Source organism: Streptomyces sp. NPDC006516 (assembly GCF_040611875.1).
Taxonomy (GTDB): domain Bacteria; phylum Actinomycetota; class Actinomycetes; order Streptomycetales; family Streptomycetaceae; genus Streptomyces.
Map to the genome: position 1 here is coordinate 1132991 of NZ_JBEXPD010000002.1, position 17246 is coordinate 1150236.

Below are 17246 nucleotides of genomic sequence, written 5' to 3' on the forward strand. Positions count from 1 at the left end.
CGAAAGGTGAGTGGTGGGAGGGGAGGTCACGCGGGCTCGGCGGCCAGGCGCTGGATGGCGGCCATCGGCACCGGCAGCCAGTCGGGGCGGTGCCGGGCCTCGTACAGCACCTCGTACACCGCCTTGTCGGTCTCATGGGCGCGCAGCAGTTCCGGCTCGCCGCGCGGATCGGCGCCCGCCGCACTCGCATAGCCCTCGCAGTAGGCGGCACGGCAGCGGGCCGCCCACTCCGGGTTCCACGGGTGGTGCGAGCGGGCGGCGTAGTCGAAGGACCGCAGCATCCCCGCGACGTCACGCACCGTCGGCTGCGGGCTGCGGCGTTCGGGCAGCGGCCTGGCCGGCTCTCCCTCGAAGTCGATCAGTGACCAGAAGCCGTCGTCCCCGCGCAGGGTCTGGCCCAGGTGCAGATCGCCGTGGACCCGCTGGGCGGCCCAGCCGCGGCCGGTCTCCCCGAGCGCCGCGACGGCGTCGAAGGCGGTGCGCAGGCCCGGTACGTACGGGACGAGCGCGGGGACGGCCTGGGCGGCGGCCTCCAGACGCTCCACCATCCCGGCCACCAGGTGCCTGGTCCGGTCGTGGGCCAGCGGGGGCGTCGGCAGCGCCGCCGCCAGGGCCGTGTGCACCTCGGCCGTGGCACGGCCCAGCGCGTGCGCCTCGGAAACGAAGTCCCGTCCGGCGGCCAGCGCGGCGAGCGCGAGCTGCCAGCCGTCCTGGGCGCCCCGCAGGAACGGCTGCAGCACTCCGAGCGTGAGCGGCTCGGGGCCGGTGGTCGCCTCGAACCAGGCCACTGGGGCGGGGACCCGCCCGCAGCCCTCGCGGCCGAGCGCGAGCGGCAGTTCCAGATCGGGGTTGGTGCCCGGGAAGACCCGCCGGAAGATCTTCAGGATGAAGGCGTCCCCGTAGACCAGCGAGGAGTTGGACTGCTCGGTGTCCAGGACGCGCGGGGTGAGCCCCGGAGGGATCGGTTCCGCGCGGTCGAAACGGAGAGGGCCGAGCGTGCCGGGGTGACGGAACCGCTCCAGCAGGAGGTCGGCGACCCGGGGGTCGTGCAGCCCTTCGTACAGGGTGCGGCCGGCCAGCGGACCCTCCGCCACCTGGCCGATGCGGGCGTCCGCCAGTCGTGGGGGCAGCGTGCCGTGCACGCCGAGCAGCAGCTGGTAGCAGTCTCCCTGGGCCTGGGCCTGGGCGTGGCGGCCGCCGGGCTGATGGACCCGGACGAGCAGATGGAGCAGTCCCGGGCCCGTGCTCGTGGTGTCCAGCGGCAGTATCTCGGTGGCAGCGATCAGCGAGAAGCCGGTGACCGCCTGCCCCTTGCCCGCGAACCAGCGCTGGCGTGGCACCCACTCGTGGAGCAGCGGGGCGAGCGAGGCGAGCAGGGCCGTGCTGCCCGTGCTGCCCGGCGGATGCCGTCTCGTCGTCTTTCGTGATGTTGTGCTCTTCGCCAGGGCGACTCGAGTGGATGCAGCCTCCGACATGGCATCGCGTCCTTTCCCCGGGCACACCACAGGATGCGAAGAGTGTCCCGGATTGCGGCAATGGCTGTCCGGCTGTGCGGGACGTGTCGGTGAGGAAAAGTCCGTAGGACTCGATCATTGGGCCGATGGGCGCCCGAAGGAGCCCGGAAGAGCTCGATATGGGGGAGAGTGCCCCGTGCGGGGCGGCGGAAACCGCCCCGCGAGTGGCGCCTCCACGGTGAGGCGCCGTCAGCCGTCCGTCACCGGCGGTCAGCCGACCGGGGCATCCTTCCGCAGCCGGAACCAGTAGAAACCGTGCCCCGCGAGTGTCAGCAGATAGGGCCACTGACCGACGGCCGGGAAGCGCACCCCGCCGATCAGCTCCACCGGATGACGCCCGTTGAAGGCCCTGAGATCGAGCTCCGTCGGCTGTGCGAACCGCGAGAAGTTGTGGACGCACAGCACGAGGTCGTCCTTGTACTCACGGGTGAACGCGATCACGGCCGGGTTGGACGACGGCAGTTCGTTGTACGAGCCGAGGCCGAAGGCGTGATTCTGCTTGCGGATCTCGATCATCCGCCGCGTCCAGTGCAGCAGCGACGACGGCGAGGCCATCGAAGCCTCCACGTTGGTCACCTGGTAGCCGTAGACCGGGTCCATGATCGTGGGGAGGTAGAGCCGCCCCGGATCGCTGGAGGAGAAACCGGCGTTGCGGTCGGGCGTCCACTGCATCGGGGTGCGTACGGCGTCCCGGTCGCCCAGCCAGATGTTGTCGCCCATCCCGATCTCGTCCCCGTAGTAGAGGATCGGGGAGCCGGGCAGCGACAGCAGCAGCGCCGTGAACAGCTCGATCTGGTTGCGGTCGTTGTCCAGCAGCGGCGCGAGACGCCGGCGGATGCCGATGTTGGCCCGCATCCGCGGATCCTTGGCGTACTCCGCGTACATGTAGTCGCGCTCTTCGTCCGTGACCATCTCGAGCGTGAGCTCGTCGTGGTTGCGAAGGAAGATGCCCCACTGGCAGCCCGAAGGGATCTCGGGGGTCTTCGCCAGGATTTCCGAGACCGGATACCGGCTCTCGCGCCGTACGGCCATGAAGATCCGCGGCATCACGGGGAAGTGGAACGCCATGTGGCACTCGTCGCCGCCGGCCTGGTAGTCGCCGAAGTAGTCGACGACGTCCTCGGGCCACTGGTTGGCCTCGGCGAGCAGCACGGTGTCCGGGTAGTTGGCGTCGATCTCCTTGCGGACCCGCTTGAGGAAGTTGTGGGTCTCGGGGAGGTTCTCGCAGTTGGTTCCCTCGCGCTGGTAGAGGTAGGGCACGGCGTCGACGCGGAAGCCGTCGATGCCGAGGTCCAGCCAGAAGCGCAGGGCCGAGATGATCTCCTCCTGCACGGCCGGGTTCTCGTAGTTGAGGTCCGGCTGGTGCGAGAAGAACCGGTGCCAGTAGTACTGCTTGCGGACCGGGTCGAAGGTCCAGTTGGACGTCTCGGTGTCGACGAAGATGATCCGCGCGTCCGGGAACTGCTTGTCGTCGTCGGCCCAGACGTAGTAGTCGCCGTACGGACCGTCCGGGTCGGTGCGGGACTGCTGGAACCAGTCGTGCTGATCGCTCGTGTGGTTCATGACGAAGTCGATGATCACGCGCATGCCGCGCTGGTGCGCGGCGTCGACGAACTCCACGAAGTCGGCGAGGTCGCCGAATTCGGGCAGCACGGCGGTGTAGTCGGAGACGTCGTAACCACCGTCGCGCAGCGGGGACTTGAAGAACGGCGGCAGCCACAGGCAGTCGACGCCAAGCCACTGGAGATAGTCCAGCTTGGCGGTCAGGCCCTTGAGGTCACCGACACCGTCTCCGTTGGAGTCCTGGAAGGACCGGACGAGTACCTCGTAGAAGACGGCGCGCTTGAACCAGTCGGGATCGCGGTCCTTGGCGGGAGTGTCCTCGAACAGGTCGTGGACGGGCTCATTGACGATCATGGTGTGGGTGACCCTCCGGTCGGCGGGGACGGTCGCAGGGCGACGATGTGCGCCGGTGTCACACCCGGCTCGAGACGCACATAGAAGGCCCTGCCCCAGTGATAGGTGTCGCCGGTGAGCTCGTCGCGCACCGGCACGCTCTCGTGCCAGTCGAGGCCGAGACGCGGCATGTCCAACGAGACCGTGGCCTCCTGGGTGTGGTGAGGGTCGAGGTTGACGACCACGAGGACGACGTCCGAACCGGAGCGCTTGCTGTAGGCGATCAGCGCCTCGTTGTCGACCGGGTGGAAGTGCACGTCGCGCAGTTGCTGGAGCGCCGGATGGCGACGCCGGATCCGGTTGAGGGTGGTGATCAGGGGAGCGAGCGAGCGGCCCTCACGTTCCGCCGACTCCCAGTCCCTGGGCCTGAGTTGGTACTTCTCGGAGTCCTGGTACTCCTCGCTCCCGGGACGCACCGGGGTGTTCTCGTACAGCTCGAAGCCGGCGTACACGCCCCAGGAGGGGGACAGCGTCGATGCCAGCACGGCCCGGGCCTCGAAGGCGGGACGGCCGCCCTCCTGGAGGTAACCGGGAAGAATGTCGGGCGTGTTCACGAAGAAGTTGGGCCGCATGTACGAGGCACTCTCGCCCGAGAGCTCGGACACGTACTCGGTGAGTTCCTGCTTCGTGTTACGCCAGGTGAAGTACGTGTAGGACTGCTGGAAGCCGACCGAGGCCAGCGTGCGCATCATCGCGGGACGGGTGAAGGCCTCCGCCAGGAAGATCACGTCGGGGTCGGTCCGGTTGATGTCGGCGATCACCTTCTCCCAGAAGACCACCGGCTTGGTGTGCGGATTGTCGACGCGGAAGATGCGTACGCCGTGGTCCATCCAGAACCGGAGGATCCGCGTCGTCTCGGTGACGATCCCGCTCATGTCCGCGTCGAAGGCGATCGGATAGATGTCCTGGTACTTCTTGGGCGGGTTCTCGGCGTAGGCGATGGTGCCGTCGGGCCGGTGGTGGAACCACTCCGGGTGCTCCGTCACCCACGGGTGGTCCGGGGAGCACTGGAGGGCGAAGTCCAGGGCGATCTCCATGCGGAGCGTGCGGGCCGTCGCGACGAAGTGGTCGAAGTCCTCGATGGTGCCGAGGTCCGGGTGGACGGCGTCGTGGCCGCCGTCGGCGGAACCGATCGCCCAGGGCACACCCGGGTCGTCCGCGCCGGGGGTGAGGCTGTTGTTGGGGCCCTTGCGGTGCGTGGTGCCGATGGGGTGGATCGGGGGGAGGTAGACGACGTCGAAGCCCATCGCGGCCACGGCGGGAAGCCGCTCGGCGGCCGTGCGGAAGGTGCCGCTGACCAGCTTCGGCGCCGGCGGGGGGACCTCGGCCGTCACCGTGGGGCTCTTCTTCCGCGTGGCGGCGGCCGTCGCGGACCTGGCGGTCTTGGCCGTCTTCGTGGCCCGGGGCCTGCGGGCCGGCTTCGCGGGCGCGGCCTCCTCCAGCCGCGCCCCCTCCGAACGGGGGAACAGCTCGTACCAGGAGCCGTAGAGGGCGCGCCTGCGCTCCACGGTCAGTGGCATCGGGCGGGAGGCGGTGACCAGTTCCCGCAAGGGGTGGCGGCCGAGCGCCTCGTTTACCTCGGGCGTCAGCGCGGCCGCGAGCCGGTCGGCCGCGGTGAGGCCCGTGTCGCGCAGGGCGTCGACGGCGGCCAGCACGGCCTCCCGCCCGTCCTGCTTGGGCACGCCCTCGGCGGCACGGGCGTACAGCTCGGCGCCCTCCTCCAGGACCAGGGACGTGTCGATGTCCGCCGGGATCTTGATCGCGGCACGGTCGCGCCAGGTGGTGACCGGATCGCTCCACGCCTCGACGGTGTACGTCCAGTGGCCCTCGGCCTCCGGGGTCACATCGGCGCCCCAGCGGTCCGTGCCGGGAGCGAGCTCGCGCATCGGCGTCCAGGGGCCGGGCCGTCCGTTCGGGTCGCACAGGACGACGTTGGCGGCCACCGCGTCGTGTCCCTCGCGGAACACGGTGGCGCTGACCTCGAAGGTCTCGCCCGCGACGGCTTTGGCCGGCCGTCTGCCGCAGTCGACGAGCGGACGGACGTCCAGGACGGGAATGCGACCGATCATGGAATCACCTGGGGGTCGGAGCTCGGCATGCAGGGCGTGCGACGTGGGCGTGAAGGGCTGACCGCGCGCGCCGCGATGGTGGGGTTGCGTCCTTTGTAGCTGCTCAGTTGTCGGCTGGCGGGCTGTGGGCATGGCCGCTCCTGTCCGCGTTCACTCGAATGGCCTCGAATGGCAGGTGCGCGGGGGGTTCGTGCTCCGACCGGGGCACCTGAGGTGTGCAGCGCGGGGGTGTGCACCGGGGAAGCCTTCCCACCGCTTTCGGGCGGCCAACCCGGCGGCGTGTTAACTCCTGGGTGCAACAGGCGCACGCTGTGGGCCGCGCGCCGTTCCCCCGGCCGGCACGTGGGCACCTTGGCAGCCTTCCCTGTGGTGCGGGGTGCCACAAGTCCGAGCGAGGAGGGGAAATCAGCCATATCGCCCGTGACAGACGAGGACTTAACAGGCGCATCTGGCTCAAGCGGCGGCTGGGGCCCACGGGGCGGGCGGGGTCCCTGTGATCGGAGTGGTCCGGGAGGCGGCAGAGGGAGAGCGCGCCCGGTGCAGCGCCGGGGTGCGGGGGCGGGCGGGCCGCGCCCGGGCGGGCCCACTGAGCCGGTCGCGCGCCGTGGCTATCCGGCGCGCCGCACCGCTACCGTCGAGGGTGACGGAGAGGGCGTACACCGTCGTGCGTCCCCTCGGATCCGTACGTCCCCTGTAAAGGTGGGATACGTGAAGGCCATTCGTCGATTCACCGTGCGTCCCGTCCTCCCCGAACCCCTGCGACCGCTCAGCGACCTCGCCCGCAATCTGCGCTGGTCCTGGCACACCGAGACCCAACAGCTCTTCCAGGCCGCCGACCCGGAGGGCTGGCGGCCCGCGGACGCGGACCCCGTGCGCCTGCTCGGCGCCGTCTCCGCCGCGCGCCTCGGCGAGCTGGCCGGGGACCAGCACTTCCTGCGCCGCCTCACCGAGGTGTCCGAGGACCTGAACGCCTACCTCGACGGTCCGAGGTGGTATCAGGACCAGCTCGCCCAGGGCGCGGAGCTCCCCGCCGCCATCGCCTACTTCTCACCCGAATTCGGGGTCACCGCCGCCCTGCCCCAGTACTCGGGAGGCCTCGGCATCCTGGCCGGGGACCACCTGAAGGCCGCCAGCGACCTGGGCGTGCCGCTCATCGGGGTGGGCCTGCTCTACCGTCACGGATACTTCCGTCAGAGCCTCTCCAGGGACGGCTGGCAGCAGGAGCACTACCCCGTACTGGACCCCAACGAGCTCCCGCTCACCCTCCTGCGGGAGACCGACGGCACGCCCAGCAGGGTGGTGCTCGCCCTGCCCGGCGGGCGCTCCCTGTACGCCTCCGTCTGGCAGGCGCAGGTCGGCCGCGTACCCCTGCTGCTCCTGGACTCCGACGTCGAGGAGAACGCACCGGGGGAGCGCGACGTCACCGACCGGCTCTACGGCGGCGGCAGCGACCACCGGCTGCTCCAGGAGATGCTGCTCGGCATCGGCGGGGTGCGCGCCGTACGCACCTACTGCCGGCTGACCGGGCACGCCGCCCCCGAGGTGTTCCACACCAACGAGGGCCACGCCGGGTTCCTCGGACTGGAGCGCATCCGGGAGCTCTCCGAGGGCGGCCTGGACTTCGACGCCGCCCTGGAGGTCGTCCGGGCGGGCGCCGTGTTCACCACCCACACCCCGGTGCCCGCCGGCATAGACCGGTTCGAACGCCAGCTCGTGGCCCGTCATTTCGGTGACGACGGCGAGCTGCCCGGCGTCCCCGTGGAACGGATCCTGCGCCTCGGCATGGAGACGTACCCCGGCGGCGAGCCCGACCTCTTCAACATGGCGGTGATGGGCCTGCGGCTCGCCCAGCGCGCCAACGGGGTCTCCACCCTCCACGGATCCGTCAGCCGGGAGATGTTCTCCGGGCTGTGGCCGGGATTCGACCCCTCCGAAGTGCCGATCACCTCGGTGACCAACGGGGTGCACGCCCCGACCTGGGTCGCCCCCGAGGTGCTCCGCCTCGGCGCCCTCACCGTCGGGTCCGAACGCGCGGAGGACGCGCTCTCCGGCGCAGGGATCGATCGCACGGCCAGCGCCGGGGGAGGGGCCGCCGCCACGCCGAGACGCTGGGACGCGGTCACAACCGTCCCCGACCGCGAGATCTGGGACCTGCGCCGGGGGCTGCGCGAGCAGCTCGTCGCCGAGGTCCGCAAGCGGCTCTACGCCTCCTGGCGCAGGCGCGGCGCGGGCACCGCGGAACTGGGCTGGATCGACGGGGTCCTCGACCCGGACGTGCTCACCATCGGCTTCGCGCGCCGGGTGCCCTCGTACAAGCGGCTGACCCTCATGCTGCACGACCGCGACCGGCTGCGGGACCTGCTGCTCCACCCGACGCACCCCATCCAGATCGTGGTCGCGGGCAAGGCCCACCCCGCCGACGACGGCGGGAAGCGGCTGGTCCAGGAGCTGGTGCGCTTCTCGGACGACCCGAAGGTGCGTCACCGCATCGTCTTCCTGCCGGACTACGGCATGGGGATGGCGCAGAAGCTCTACCCGGGCTGCGACGTGTGGCTCAACAACCCGCTGCGCCCGCTGGAGGCCTGCGGCACCAGCGGGATGAAGGCGGCGCTCAACGGCTGCCTGAACCTCTCCGTGCGGGACGGCTGGTGGGACGAGTGGTTCGAGCCCGACTTCGGCTGGGCGATCCCCACGGCCGACGGCTCCGCCACCGACGAGGAGCGGCGCGACGAGCTGGAGGCGGGCGCCCTCTACTCGCTGATCGAGGACCGGGTCGCACCGCGCTTCTACGACCGCAACGCGGAGGACCTGCCCGAGCGGTGGATCGAGATGGTCCGCCGCACCCTGGTCACCCTCGGCCCCAAGGTCCTCGCGGGGCGGATGGTCCGGGAGTACGTGGAACGGCTCTACGCCCCCGCGGCGCTCGCCCGCCGGGCGCTGGAGCCCGCGACGGCGCGTGAACTCGCCGCCTGGAAGGCCAGGATCCGTGTGGCCTGGCCCCAGGTGGCCGTCGACCACGTGGAGGCCTCGGCCGACACGGTCGTCGGCGGATCCGCCGAGCTGGGGTCCACGCTGGCGCTCCGGGTCCGGATCGCCCTCGGCGGCCTCGACCCGGACGACGTCGAGGTGCAGGTGGTCGCGGGGCGGGTCGACTCCGGCGACGCGATCGCGGACGCCCAGACGTTTCCGCTGAAGCCGGCCGGCGGCCACGACCTGGAGGACCGCTGGCTGTACGAGGGCCCGCTCGCCCTGGACCGCACAGGCCCGTACGGCTACACCGTGCGTGTGCTGCCCTCGCATCCGCTGCTCGCCTCGGGCGCGGAGCTCGGCCTCGTCGCGGTGCCGAACGCGGCCACGGTCGACGGCGGCGGGGTGCTCCTGCGCTGACGTCACGGTTCCCGGTGGGCCCGGCGCGCGTGTGCGGCGCCGGGTCCACCCCTGTGCCCGCAGCTCACCGGCGAACCGGCAGGGGTGTTTTCGCCGTGATCTCGCTAACATGACAGCCGTGCCGGTGTGCTCCAGCAGCCACCGACGTGACAGCGAGGCGTTCCCTGACAGGGACGCGAGTGGAGGTCAGCACGGTGAACGGCGGCGGAGGCCGAGCGAGACGCCTGACCCGTCGGCTGGCCGCGCGGAACGGCACATCGAGGCCGCTGCACGTCCGTCGCCCGGAATCCGTCCCGCTGCGCGGCGACCGCTTCACGACCGCGGCCCGGATGCGCTGGCTCAACGCCGCGAGCACCCGCATCGGCACGACCCTCGACCTGGAGCGGACCGCCGAGGAACTGGCAGGTTTCAGCGTCCCGCGGCTGGCCGACGGCGCCGCCGTCGACGTGCTGGAGTCGGTGCTGCGCGGTGAGGAGGGCGAACGCGTCACCGGCGCGGCGGTCCCCGTCACCCGCGCCATGGCGGTCCGGGCCATCGACGCCCTGAACGAGCTCGAACCCGCCCCGGTGGGCGAGGTGGTCGACCGCCGGGAGCGCCGCGAGACGCTGCTGACCACCGAGTGCCTGCGCAACGGCCGGCCCGTGCTGGTCAGCCGCATGACCCTGGAGGACTACCGGCGCGTCACGCCCACCGACAGCGCCGCGCGGGCCATGCGGCGTCAGGGTGTGCACAGTTACATGGCGGTGCCGCTGATCGCCCGCGGTGTCCTGCTGGGCTCCGCCGACTTCGTACGAGCCGGGAACAGCCCGCCCTTCAACCGCGCCGACCTGGACCTGGCGAGTCAACTGGCCTCCATGGCGGCGGTGTTCATCGACAACGCCCGGCTCTACGGACGCGAACGCCAGCACGTCGTGTCGTTGCAGCGATCCCTGCTCCCGCGGGCCACGCCCCACACCCCGGGGCTGGGGGTGCACGCCCACTACGCCCCGGCGGTCGACGCGCACGGGGTGGGCGGCGACTGGTACGACGTGGTCGCGCTCCCCGGCGGGCGTACGGCGCTGGTCGTCGGCGACGTCACCGGCCACGGACTGCCCGCGGCCGCCACCATGGGGCGGCTGCGGACCGTCGCCCGGACCCTCATGACCCTGGACATCGCGCCCGACCGGGTGCTCGCCCGGCTGGACCTGGCGACCCGCGATCTGGAGGACGACCAGGTCGCCACCTGCCTGTGCGCGGTCTACGACCCGGCGGACTCCAGCTACACCGTCGCGAGCGCGGGTCATCCGCCGCCGCTGCTGGTCGGCCCCGACGGCAGCGCCCGCTATGTCGACGTACCGGTCGGGGCGCCGCTGGGTGCCGGGGTCATCCCGTACGACCCGCTGCGGCTGCGCGGTCCGGCGGGCGGCCGGCTGGTGCTCTACACCGACGGGCTGATCAAGACCAGGACCGACGACGTGGACGTACAGCTGGAGCGGCTGCGCACGTCCGTGGCCGCGATGGAGCCCGGGCAGCTCGACGCCGGGGGCCCGCTCACCTCGCCGCGCCAGGACGACGGACGCTTCGACGAGGCGGTGCTGCTCGTCGCGGGGGGCCACGAACCGCCGCAGGAGCTGCGGTTGCGGGAGTGGGACCTGCCCACCGAGGGCAACCCCGCCTCCACCGCCCGCAAGCTGGTCACCGAGCAGCTCGGCCGATGGGGCCTGGACGAACTCGCCGACGTGACGGAGCTGGTCGTCAGTGAACTGGTCGGCAACGCCCTGCGCTACGGCGGCGGACCCGGCCGGCTCAGGCTGCTGTACGACGAGCGGCTCCAGGTGGAGCTCGCCGACACCGGACCCGATCTGCCGCAGATCCAGCACGCCGACGTCAGCGACGAGGGCGGACGGGGCCTGCAGCTCATCAACCTGCTCTGCCGCAGGTGGGGTTCGTGCCGCACGGCGACCGGCAAGGTCGTCTGGGCGGAGCAGAACCTCCCCGGCTGAACGTGTGACGGCCCGGGGGAGCACGCTCCCCCGGGCCGTCCGGTCCGCAGCGTTCCGTGTTCCGCCGGCGCCCGCTCAGCGCCGGCGGAGGATCAGAACGTGAGCTTGACGCTGTTGAAGGTGCCGGTGTCGCCGGAGTAGGCGTCCTGGACCCTCAGGTTCCACGTGCCGTTGGCCACCTCGGACGAGGCGTTGACCGTGTAGGTCGCCACCACGTTGTCCGCGGAGTCGCTCGACGAGGAGTTCTTCAGCCGGTACGCCGTGCCGTCCGGGGCGACGAGGTCGAGGACGAGGTCACCGCGGTAGGTGTGCGTGATGTTCACCGCCACCGAGAGGTCGCTGGGCGCGTTGCCCGTGACGCCGCTGACGACGACGGGGATGTTGGTGGTGCTCCGGTCGGCGAGGGCCTTGACGGTCGTGTTCTGGAAGACCGTGCCGCCCGGGTCGGGGTCGCCGCCACCGGGACGGGAGCCGACGGCGATGCCGGCCCACGCGTTGGCGACCGCCGTGTACTCGGCGCTCGTGGTGCCGTACAGCTCACCGGCCACGGCGAGGGTGCCGGTACGGGCCGCCGCGTAGTTCGTGGTGGAGGTGAACTTCGTGGTGAGCGCCTTGAACCAGATCTGCAGCGCCTTGTCCCGGCCGATGCCGGTCACCGGAAGGCCGTCCGAGGTCGGGGAGTTGTAGGACACCCCGTTGACGGTCTTGGCGCCGCTGCCCTCGGAGAGCAGGTAGAAGAAGTGGTTCGCCGGACCCGAGGAGTAGTGGACGTCGACCGAACCGAGGCCGGAGTACCAGTAGTCCTTGGACGCCCCGTCCTTGCTCGGCTTGTCCATGTAACGCAGCGGGGTGCCGTCACCGTTGATGTCGATCTTCTCGCCGACGAGGTAGTCGCCCGGGTCGGTGGCGGTGTTGGAGTAGAACTCCACGCCCGCCGCGAAGATGTCGGAGGTGGCCTCGTTGAGACCGCCCGACTCACCGCTGTAGTTGAGGCCGGCGGTGTTCGAGGTGACGCCGTGCGTCATCTCGTGGGCCGCCACGTCCAGCGAGGTCAGGGGCGCGAGGTTGCCGCTGCCGTCGCCGTACGTCATGCAGAAGCAGCTGTCGGACCAGAAGGCGTTGACGTAGTTGTTGCCGTAGTGGACGCGGGAGTACGCGCCCACGCCGTCGCCCCTGATGCCGCTGCGGCCCATGACGTTCTTGTAGAAGTCCCAGGTCTCCGCGGCGCCGTAGTGGGCGTCGGCCGCGGCCGTCTCGGTGTTCGACGCGCTGCCGTTGCCCCAGACGTCGTCGGCGCCGGAGAACAGCGTCCCCGTGCCCGAGGTGCCGCGGTTCAGGTTGTACGTCTTGTGGTTGCCGCGCGCCGTGTCGGTCAGGTTGTACGAGCTGCCGGAGCCCGACGTGCCCAGCGTGACCTGGCCGCTGTACTGGGTGTTGCCCGTGCCGTTCTCGATGGCCTGCCACTCGTAGAGCTTGGCGCCGGACGAGGCGTCCGTGATGACGTGCAGCTCGTTCGGCGTGCCGTCGTGCTGGAGTCCGCCGACCACCGTCTCGTAGGCCAGCTGCGGGGTGCCGCTCGCCGCCCAGACGACCTTGCGCGGGGCCTTGCTCGCCGCGGTGCTCTTCGAGCCGTCGGCGCGGGCCGCGGTGAGCGCCTGCTTCTCGGCTGTGGCCGGGGCGATGCCGGCCGTGCTGCCGACGGCCTTCAGCTGTGCGCCGGTCGCCTTGGAGGCCTTGGTGACTCCCTCGGTCGTGCCCGACTCCGACGCGGTGACGACCAGGTCGCCGCCGAGGACGGGGAGACCGTCCAGGGTGCGCTCGTAGCGGGTGTGGGTCGTGCCGTCGACGTCCTTGACGACATCGCGGACGACGAGCTTCTCCGTGGCTCCGAGACCGAGTTCCTCGGCGGTCGCCGCCTTGGTCGAGTTCGCCTCCCTGAGCAGCTCGGCGCGCTGCGCCGGGGAGAGCTTCGCGGGAAGCGCGCCGGGGTCTGCGCCCTTCACCGCGGCGGCCGGGGCCGCGGTGGCGGCCTCGGGGGCGGCCGTGGCGGCACCGCCCTGGATTCCTACGGCGAGGAGTGCTGCTGCGGCTATCAGAGCGCCGGTCGCTGTGGCACGACGGCTGGGCGTGGGTCTCACGCGGACTCCTTCTGCGAGGGGGGTCACGGCCGACTGGGTGAGTCGGCCGGCAGAGCAGGCGGTGCGTGGAACGGGGGAAGAGTGCCAGCAGAAGCAGGGGTGTGTCAGGACCGCGTCAACACATTGGCCGGAAGTCGTCCGTTGCCGGAAGTGCCGTGTTCGTTAAGCGAACGTTTCCCCGTGTGTCGCCCGGGGGTGGCGAAGGCCCCGCCGAGATGCCCCGAACCCTGTATTCGCAGGGTGCGTCGAGGTTCCGGCCCTGTGTACGTCGCGCGGGGGGCGAAAGGCGAAGCGGAAGTGGACCACGTGCTGAGACGGCGCGGAACTGTGGCCAGTTCCGCGCCGTCCCTCGTGGCGTGTCTTCGTCTTCGGGAGCGCCGGGCCCCGGCGGCCGTCAGGCCAGGCTCTCCCGCCACGCCTTGTGCAGCCCGGCGAAACGGCCGTCACCGCCGATGAGTTCGGCGGGCGTACCGTCCTCCACGATCCGGCCGTGCTCCATCACGAGCACCCGGTCCGCGATCTCGACCGTCGACAGCCGGTGGGCGATGACCACCGCCGTACGCCCGTGCAGGACGGTATCCATGGCCCGTTGCACCGCACGCTCCCCGGGGACGTCGAGCGAACTCGTCGCCTCGTCGAGGATCAGCACGGCCGGGTCCGCGAGCAGCGCGCGTGCGAACGCCACGAGTTGCCGCTGACCTGCGGAGATCCGCCCGCCCCGCTTACGGACGTCTGTCTCGTAACCGTCGGGCAGCGAGGCGATGAAGTCGTGCGCCCCGATGGCCTTGGCGGCGCGCTCGATCTCCTCGGGGCCGGCGTCCGGGCGCCCGATCGCGATGTTCTCGGCGATCGTCCCGGAGAACAGGAACGCCTCCTGGGTCACCATCACCACACCGCGGCGCAGTTCGGGCGTCGCCAGATCGCGCAGGTCGGTGCCGTCCAGCAGGACCCGGCCCTCCGTGGGGTCGTAGAAGCGCGCCAGCAGCTTGGCGAGCGTCGACTTCCCCGCACCCGTCGAGCCGACCACGGCCACGGTCTGGCCCGCCGGGATCGTCAGCCCGAAGCGCGGAAGGACCTCGCCGCCGGTCCGGTACGCGAACCGCACCTCCTCGAAGGTGACCTCACGGCCCGGGTGCTCACCGGTCAGGCCGGGCAGCGCCTTCGGCGCGACCGGCTCGGGCACGGTGGGCGTCTGCGCCAGCAGCCCGGCGATCTTCTCCAGCGAAGCCGCGGCCGACTGGTAGGAGTTGAGGAACATCGCGAGCCGGTCGATCGGGTCGTACAGCCTCCGCAGGTAGAGCACCGCCGCGGCCAGTACGCCGAGCGCCAGCGTGCCCGAGGCGACCCGGTAGGCGCCCCACAGCACCATGGCGGCCACGGCCGTGTTGGCGACGAGACGGGAGCCGACGACGTAACGGGCCATCTCCAGCAGGGCGTCGCCGTTCCTCCGCTCGTGACGGCGGTTGAGCACCGCGAAGTCCCCGTCGTTGGCACGCTCCCTGCGGAAGGCCTGCACGGGCCGGATGCCGTTCATCGTCTCGGCGAACTTCACGATGACCGCCGCGATCGCCGAGGAGCGCGCCGAATAGGCCTCGGACGCCCGCCGGCGGTAGTTCCGCACCAGAAGGTACAGCGGCACGAAGGAGGCCACCGCGATGGACCCGATGCCGAGGTCGAGCCAGAGCAGCATGAGGGAGATCGACACGAACGACAGGACCACGCCGATCAGTTCCTGGAGCCCCTCGCTCAGCAGCTCGCGCAGGGATTCCACGTCGGTGGTGGACCGCGAGATGAGCCGGCCCGAGGTGTACCGCTCGTGGAAGTCCACACTCAGCGCCTGCGCGTGCCGGAAGATCCGTCCGCGCAGGTCGAGCAGCACGTCCTGGTTGATCCGCGCGGCGGCCCGGATGAAGGCGTACTGGAGGACTCCCGCGCCCACCGAGCACACGGCGTACCCGATGCCCACGGCGGCCAGCGGACCGTGGTCATGGTCCCGGAACGCGGGCACCGCGCTGTCGATGGCGTACGCGACGAGCAGCGGGCCCGCCTGTACGGCGGCCTGCTGGAAGAGCAGGACGAGGGCGGCCACGGCCACCCTGGCCCGCAACGGGCCGAGCAGGGAGGTCAGCAGGGCCCAGGTGGCTCCGCGCGGGGCGGGCAGTGCGTCGTGGTCGAACAGGTCCCCGTCGTCGTGCGGTCCGCCCGCCCGTCCCTCGGGCAGGTCGTCGCCGGTGAGGGCGGGGCCGTCAGCAGTCGTACTGGTCATCGGATGCTGCCCTCCACGGGGACGGGGACACCGGTGCCCCGTTCGCCGGACATCAGCCAGGCGTACTCGGCGTCGGTGCGCAGGAGTTCCTGATGGGTGCCCACGGCCCTGATCCGGCCGCCGGACAGCAGCGCCACCCGGTCCGCCAGCATCACCGTGGACGGCCGGTGGGCGACGACCAGGGCCGTCGTCCCTTCCAGCACACGCCGCAGAGCCGCCTCCACCAGTGCCTCGGTGTGCACGTCCAGAGCGGAGAGCGGGTCGTCGAGCACCAGGAAACGGGGTTCGCCGACCACGGCCCGGGCCAGCGCGAGTCGCTGCCGCTGGCCCCCGGAGAGGCTGAGGCCCTGCTCGCCGACCTGGGTGTCCACACCCTGCGGAAGGTCGTGGACGAAGTCGGCCTGGGCGACGGACAGCGCCCGGAGAAGGTCCTCCTCGCTCGCGCCCTCCGCCCCCAGCAGCACGTTCTCGCCCACGGTCGCCGAGAAGAGGGTCGGCTCCTCGAAGGCCACCGACACCAGCTCACGCAGCCGGGCACGCTCCATGGCGGCGATGTCCTCGCCGTCCAGCAGGATCCGGCCGGCCGTGACGTCGTGCAGCCGGGGGACGAGCGCCGTCAGCGTCGTCTTCCCGCACCCCGTGGCCCCCACCAGGGCCATCGTCTCGCCGGGGCGGATCCGCAGGTCGATCCGGGCCAGCACGGGAGGGGAGCCGGGGTCGGCGTCCGGGTAGCGGAACTCCACCCCGTCGAGGACGAGACCGCCTTCGTTCCGCGCCTTCACTCCTGCCCGCGGCTCGGGTTCCGCCTCCTCCGGGACGTCCATCACCTCGAAGTAGCGGTCGGCGGCCGTCGCGGACTCCTGGCTCATGGCCAGCAGGAAGCCGATCGACTCGACCGGCCAGCGCAGCGCCAGGGCCGTCGAGAGGAACGCGACGAGCGTCCCGGCCGACAGATTCCCGTCCGCGACCTCGATGGTGCCGAGCACCAGCGCCGCCCCGATCGCCAGCTCCGGGATGGCGGTGATGAGCGCCCAGATCCCGGCGAGCAGCCGGGCCTTGCCCAGCTCCGTGGTGCGCAGCCGCTGGGCGAGCGCCCGGAACGCCAGCGCCTGGCTGCGGTTGCGGCCGAAGCCCTTGACGATGCGGATGCCGAGCACGCTCTCCTCGACGACCGTGGTCAGATCACCGACCTGGTCCTGGGCCCGGCGTGCCACCACCGCGTACTTCGTCTCGAAGAGCGAGCAGAGGATCATCAGGGGCACGGCGGGTGCGAGGAGCACCAGCCCCAGCGACCACTCCTGGGCGAACAAAATCACGAAACCGATCAGGATCGTCGTGCCGTTGACCAGCAGGAACGTCAGCGGGAAGGCCAGGAACATCCGCAGCAGCATCAGGTCCGTGGTCCCGCGCGACAGCAGCTGCCCCGAGGGCCAGCGGTCGTGGAAGGCCACAGGCAGCCGCTGCAGATGGCGGTAGAGATCGGCGCGCATCGACGCCTCCACCCCGGCCAGCGGCCGGGCCACCAGCCACCGCCGGAGCCCGAAGAGCCCCGCCTCGACGATGCCCAGGAGCAGCAGGTAGAGCGCACCCAGCCAGACCCCGCCCGGATCACGGTCGGCGACCGGGCCGTCCACCATCCACTTCAGGACCAGGGGGATCACCAGGGCGAGACAGGATGCCAGCACCGCCACGAGGGCGGCGCCGATCCAGCGCGCACGCACGGGTCTGACGTAGGGCCACAGACGCAGGAGGGAGCGCACGGCGGACCGGTCCGTGGGCTCTGCAGGTTTTTCGGGCATCAGGAGCGAGCCTATGGTTCACCACTGACATCGCTCACGTGATTTTCCGGTCATGCCTGCCGGGTCGTACGCCGCGGTCAACCGATCGGCTGATGCCGGTCCGAGCGTGACGGCGGATACCGGCGCCGGACCCCC

At 71.3% G+C, this 17246-nt stretch carries 8 protein-coding genes; 2 read left to right on the forward strand and 6 right to left on the reverse strand.

The features are described 5' to 3' along the window. Window positions 1-26: 26 nt before the first annotated feature. The 3 genes from ABZY45_RS11350 to ABZY45_RS11360 form a co-directional block, all read right to left on the reverse strand. Entirely contained in the window at window positions 27-1475 is a 1449-nt protein-coding gene (locus ABZY45_RS11350; RefSeq protein ID WP_356738455.1) for a maltokinase, read from the reverse strand. A 249-nt stretch (window positions 1476-1724) separates the two neighbouring features. Beyond that, window positions 1725-3431 (reverse strand): maltose alpha-D-glucosyltransferase, encoded by a 1707-nt coding sequence (treS, locus tag ABZY45_RS11355; RefSeq protein ID WP_356738457.1) that lies wholly within the window; start codon window positions 3429-3431, stop codon window positions 1725-1727. Next, window positions 3428-5539 carry an alpha-1,4-glucan--maltose-1-phosphate maltosyltransferase gene (locus ABZY45_RS11360; protein WP_356738459.1) on the reverse strand — a complete coding sequence of 704 codons (2112 nt, stop codon included), beginning with the start codon at window positions 5537-5539 and terminating at the stop codon, window positions 3428-3430. Before ABZY45_RS11360 ends, treS begins: the two co-directional genes overlap by 4 nt. A 708-nt stretch (window positions 5540-6247) precedes the next feature. Here ABZY45_RS11360 and glgP point away from each other — a divergent pair. Further along, window positions 6248-8926, forward strand: a complete 2679-nt coding sequence (gene glgP, locus ABZY45_RS11365) for an alpha-glucan family phosphorylase (protein WP_356738461.1) — start codon at window positions 6248-6250, stop codon at window positions 8924-8926. 179 nt (window positions 8927-9105) lie between these two features. Beyond that, complete coding sequence (locus tag ABZY45_RS11370) at window positions 9106-10908, forward strand: SpoIIE family protein phosphatase (RefSeq protein WP_356738463.1); 1803 nt, start codon at window positions 9106-9108, stop codon at window positions 10906-10908. Between the two features lie 92 nt (window positions 10909-11000). Here the strand turns inward: ABZY45_RS11370 and ABZY45_RS11375 are convergent, their stop codons facing one another. The 3 genes from ABZY45_RS11375 to ABZY45_RS11385 form a co-directional block, all read right to left on the reverse strand. Next, entirely contained in the window at window positions 11001-13046 is a 2046-nt protein-coding gene (locus ABZY45_RS11375) for a M4 family metallopeptidase (protein ID WP_356738465.1), read from the reverse strand. Between the two features lie 394 nt (window positions 13047-13440). Continuing rightward, window positions 13441-15312: an ABC transporter ATP-binding protein gene (locus tag ABZY45_RS11380; RefSeq protein WP_356738467.1), complete on the reverse strand. Its 1872-nt coding sequence runs from the start codon at window positions 15310-15312 to the stop codon at window positions 13441-13443. After that, the gene (locus tag ABZY45_RS11385) at window positions 15309-17111 is read right to left on the reverse strand and encodes an ABC transporter ATP-binding protein (protein WP_356738469.1); all 1803 of its coding nucleotides are present in this window, start codon (window positions 17109-17111) and stop codon (window positions 15309-15311) included. Before ABZY45_RS11385 ends, ABZY45_RS11380 begins: the two co-directional genes overlap by 4 nt. Between the last annotated feature and the right edge of the window lie 135 nt (window positions 17112-17246).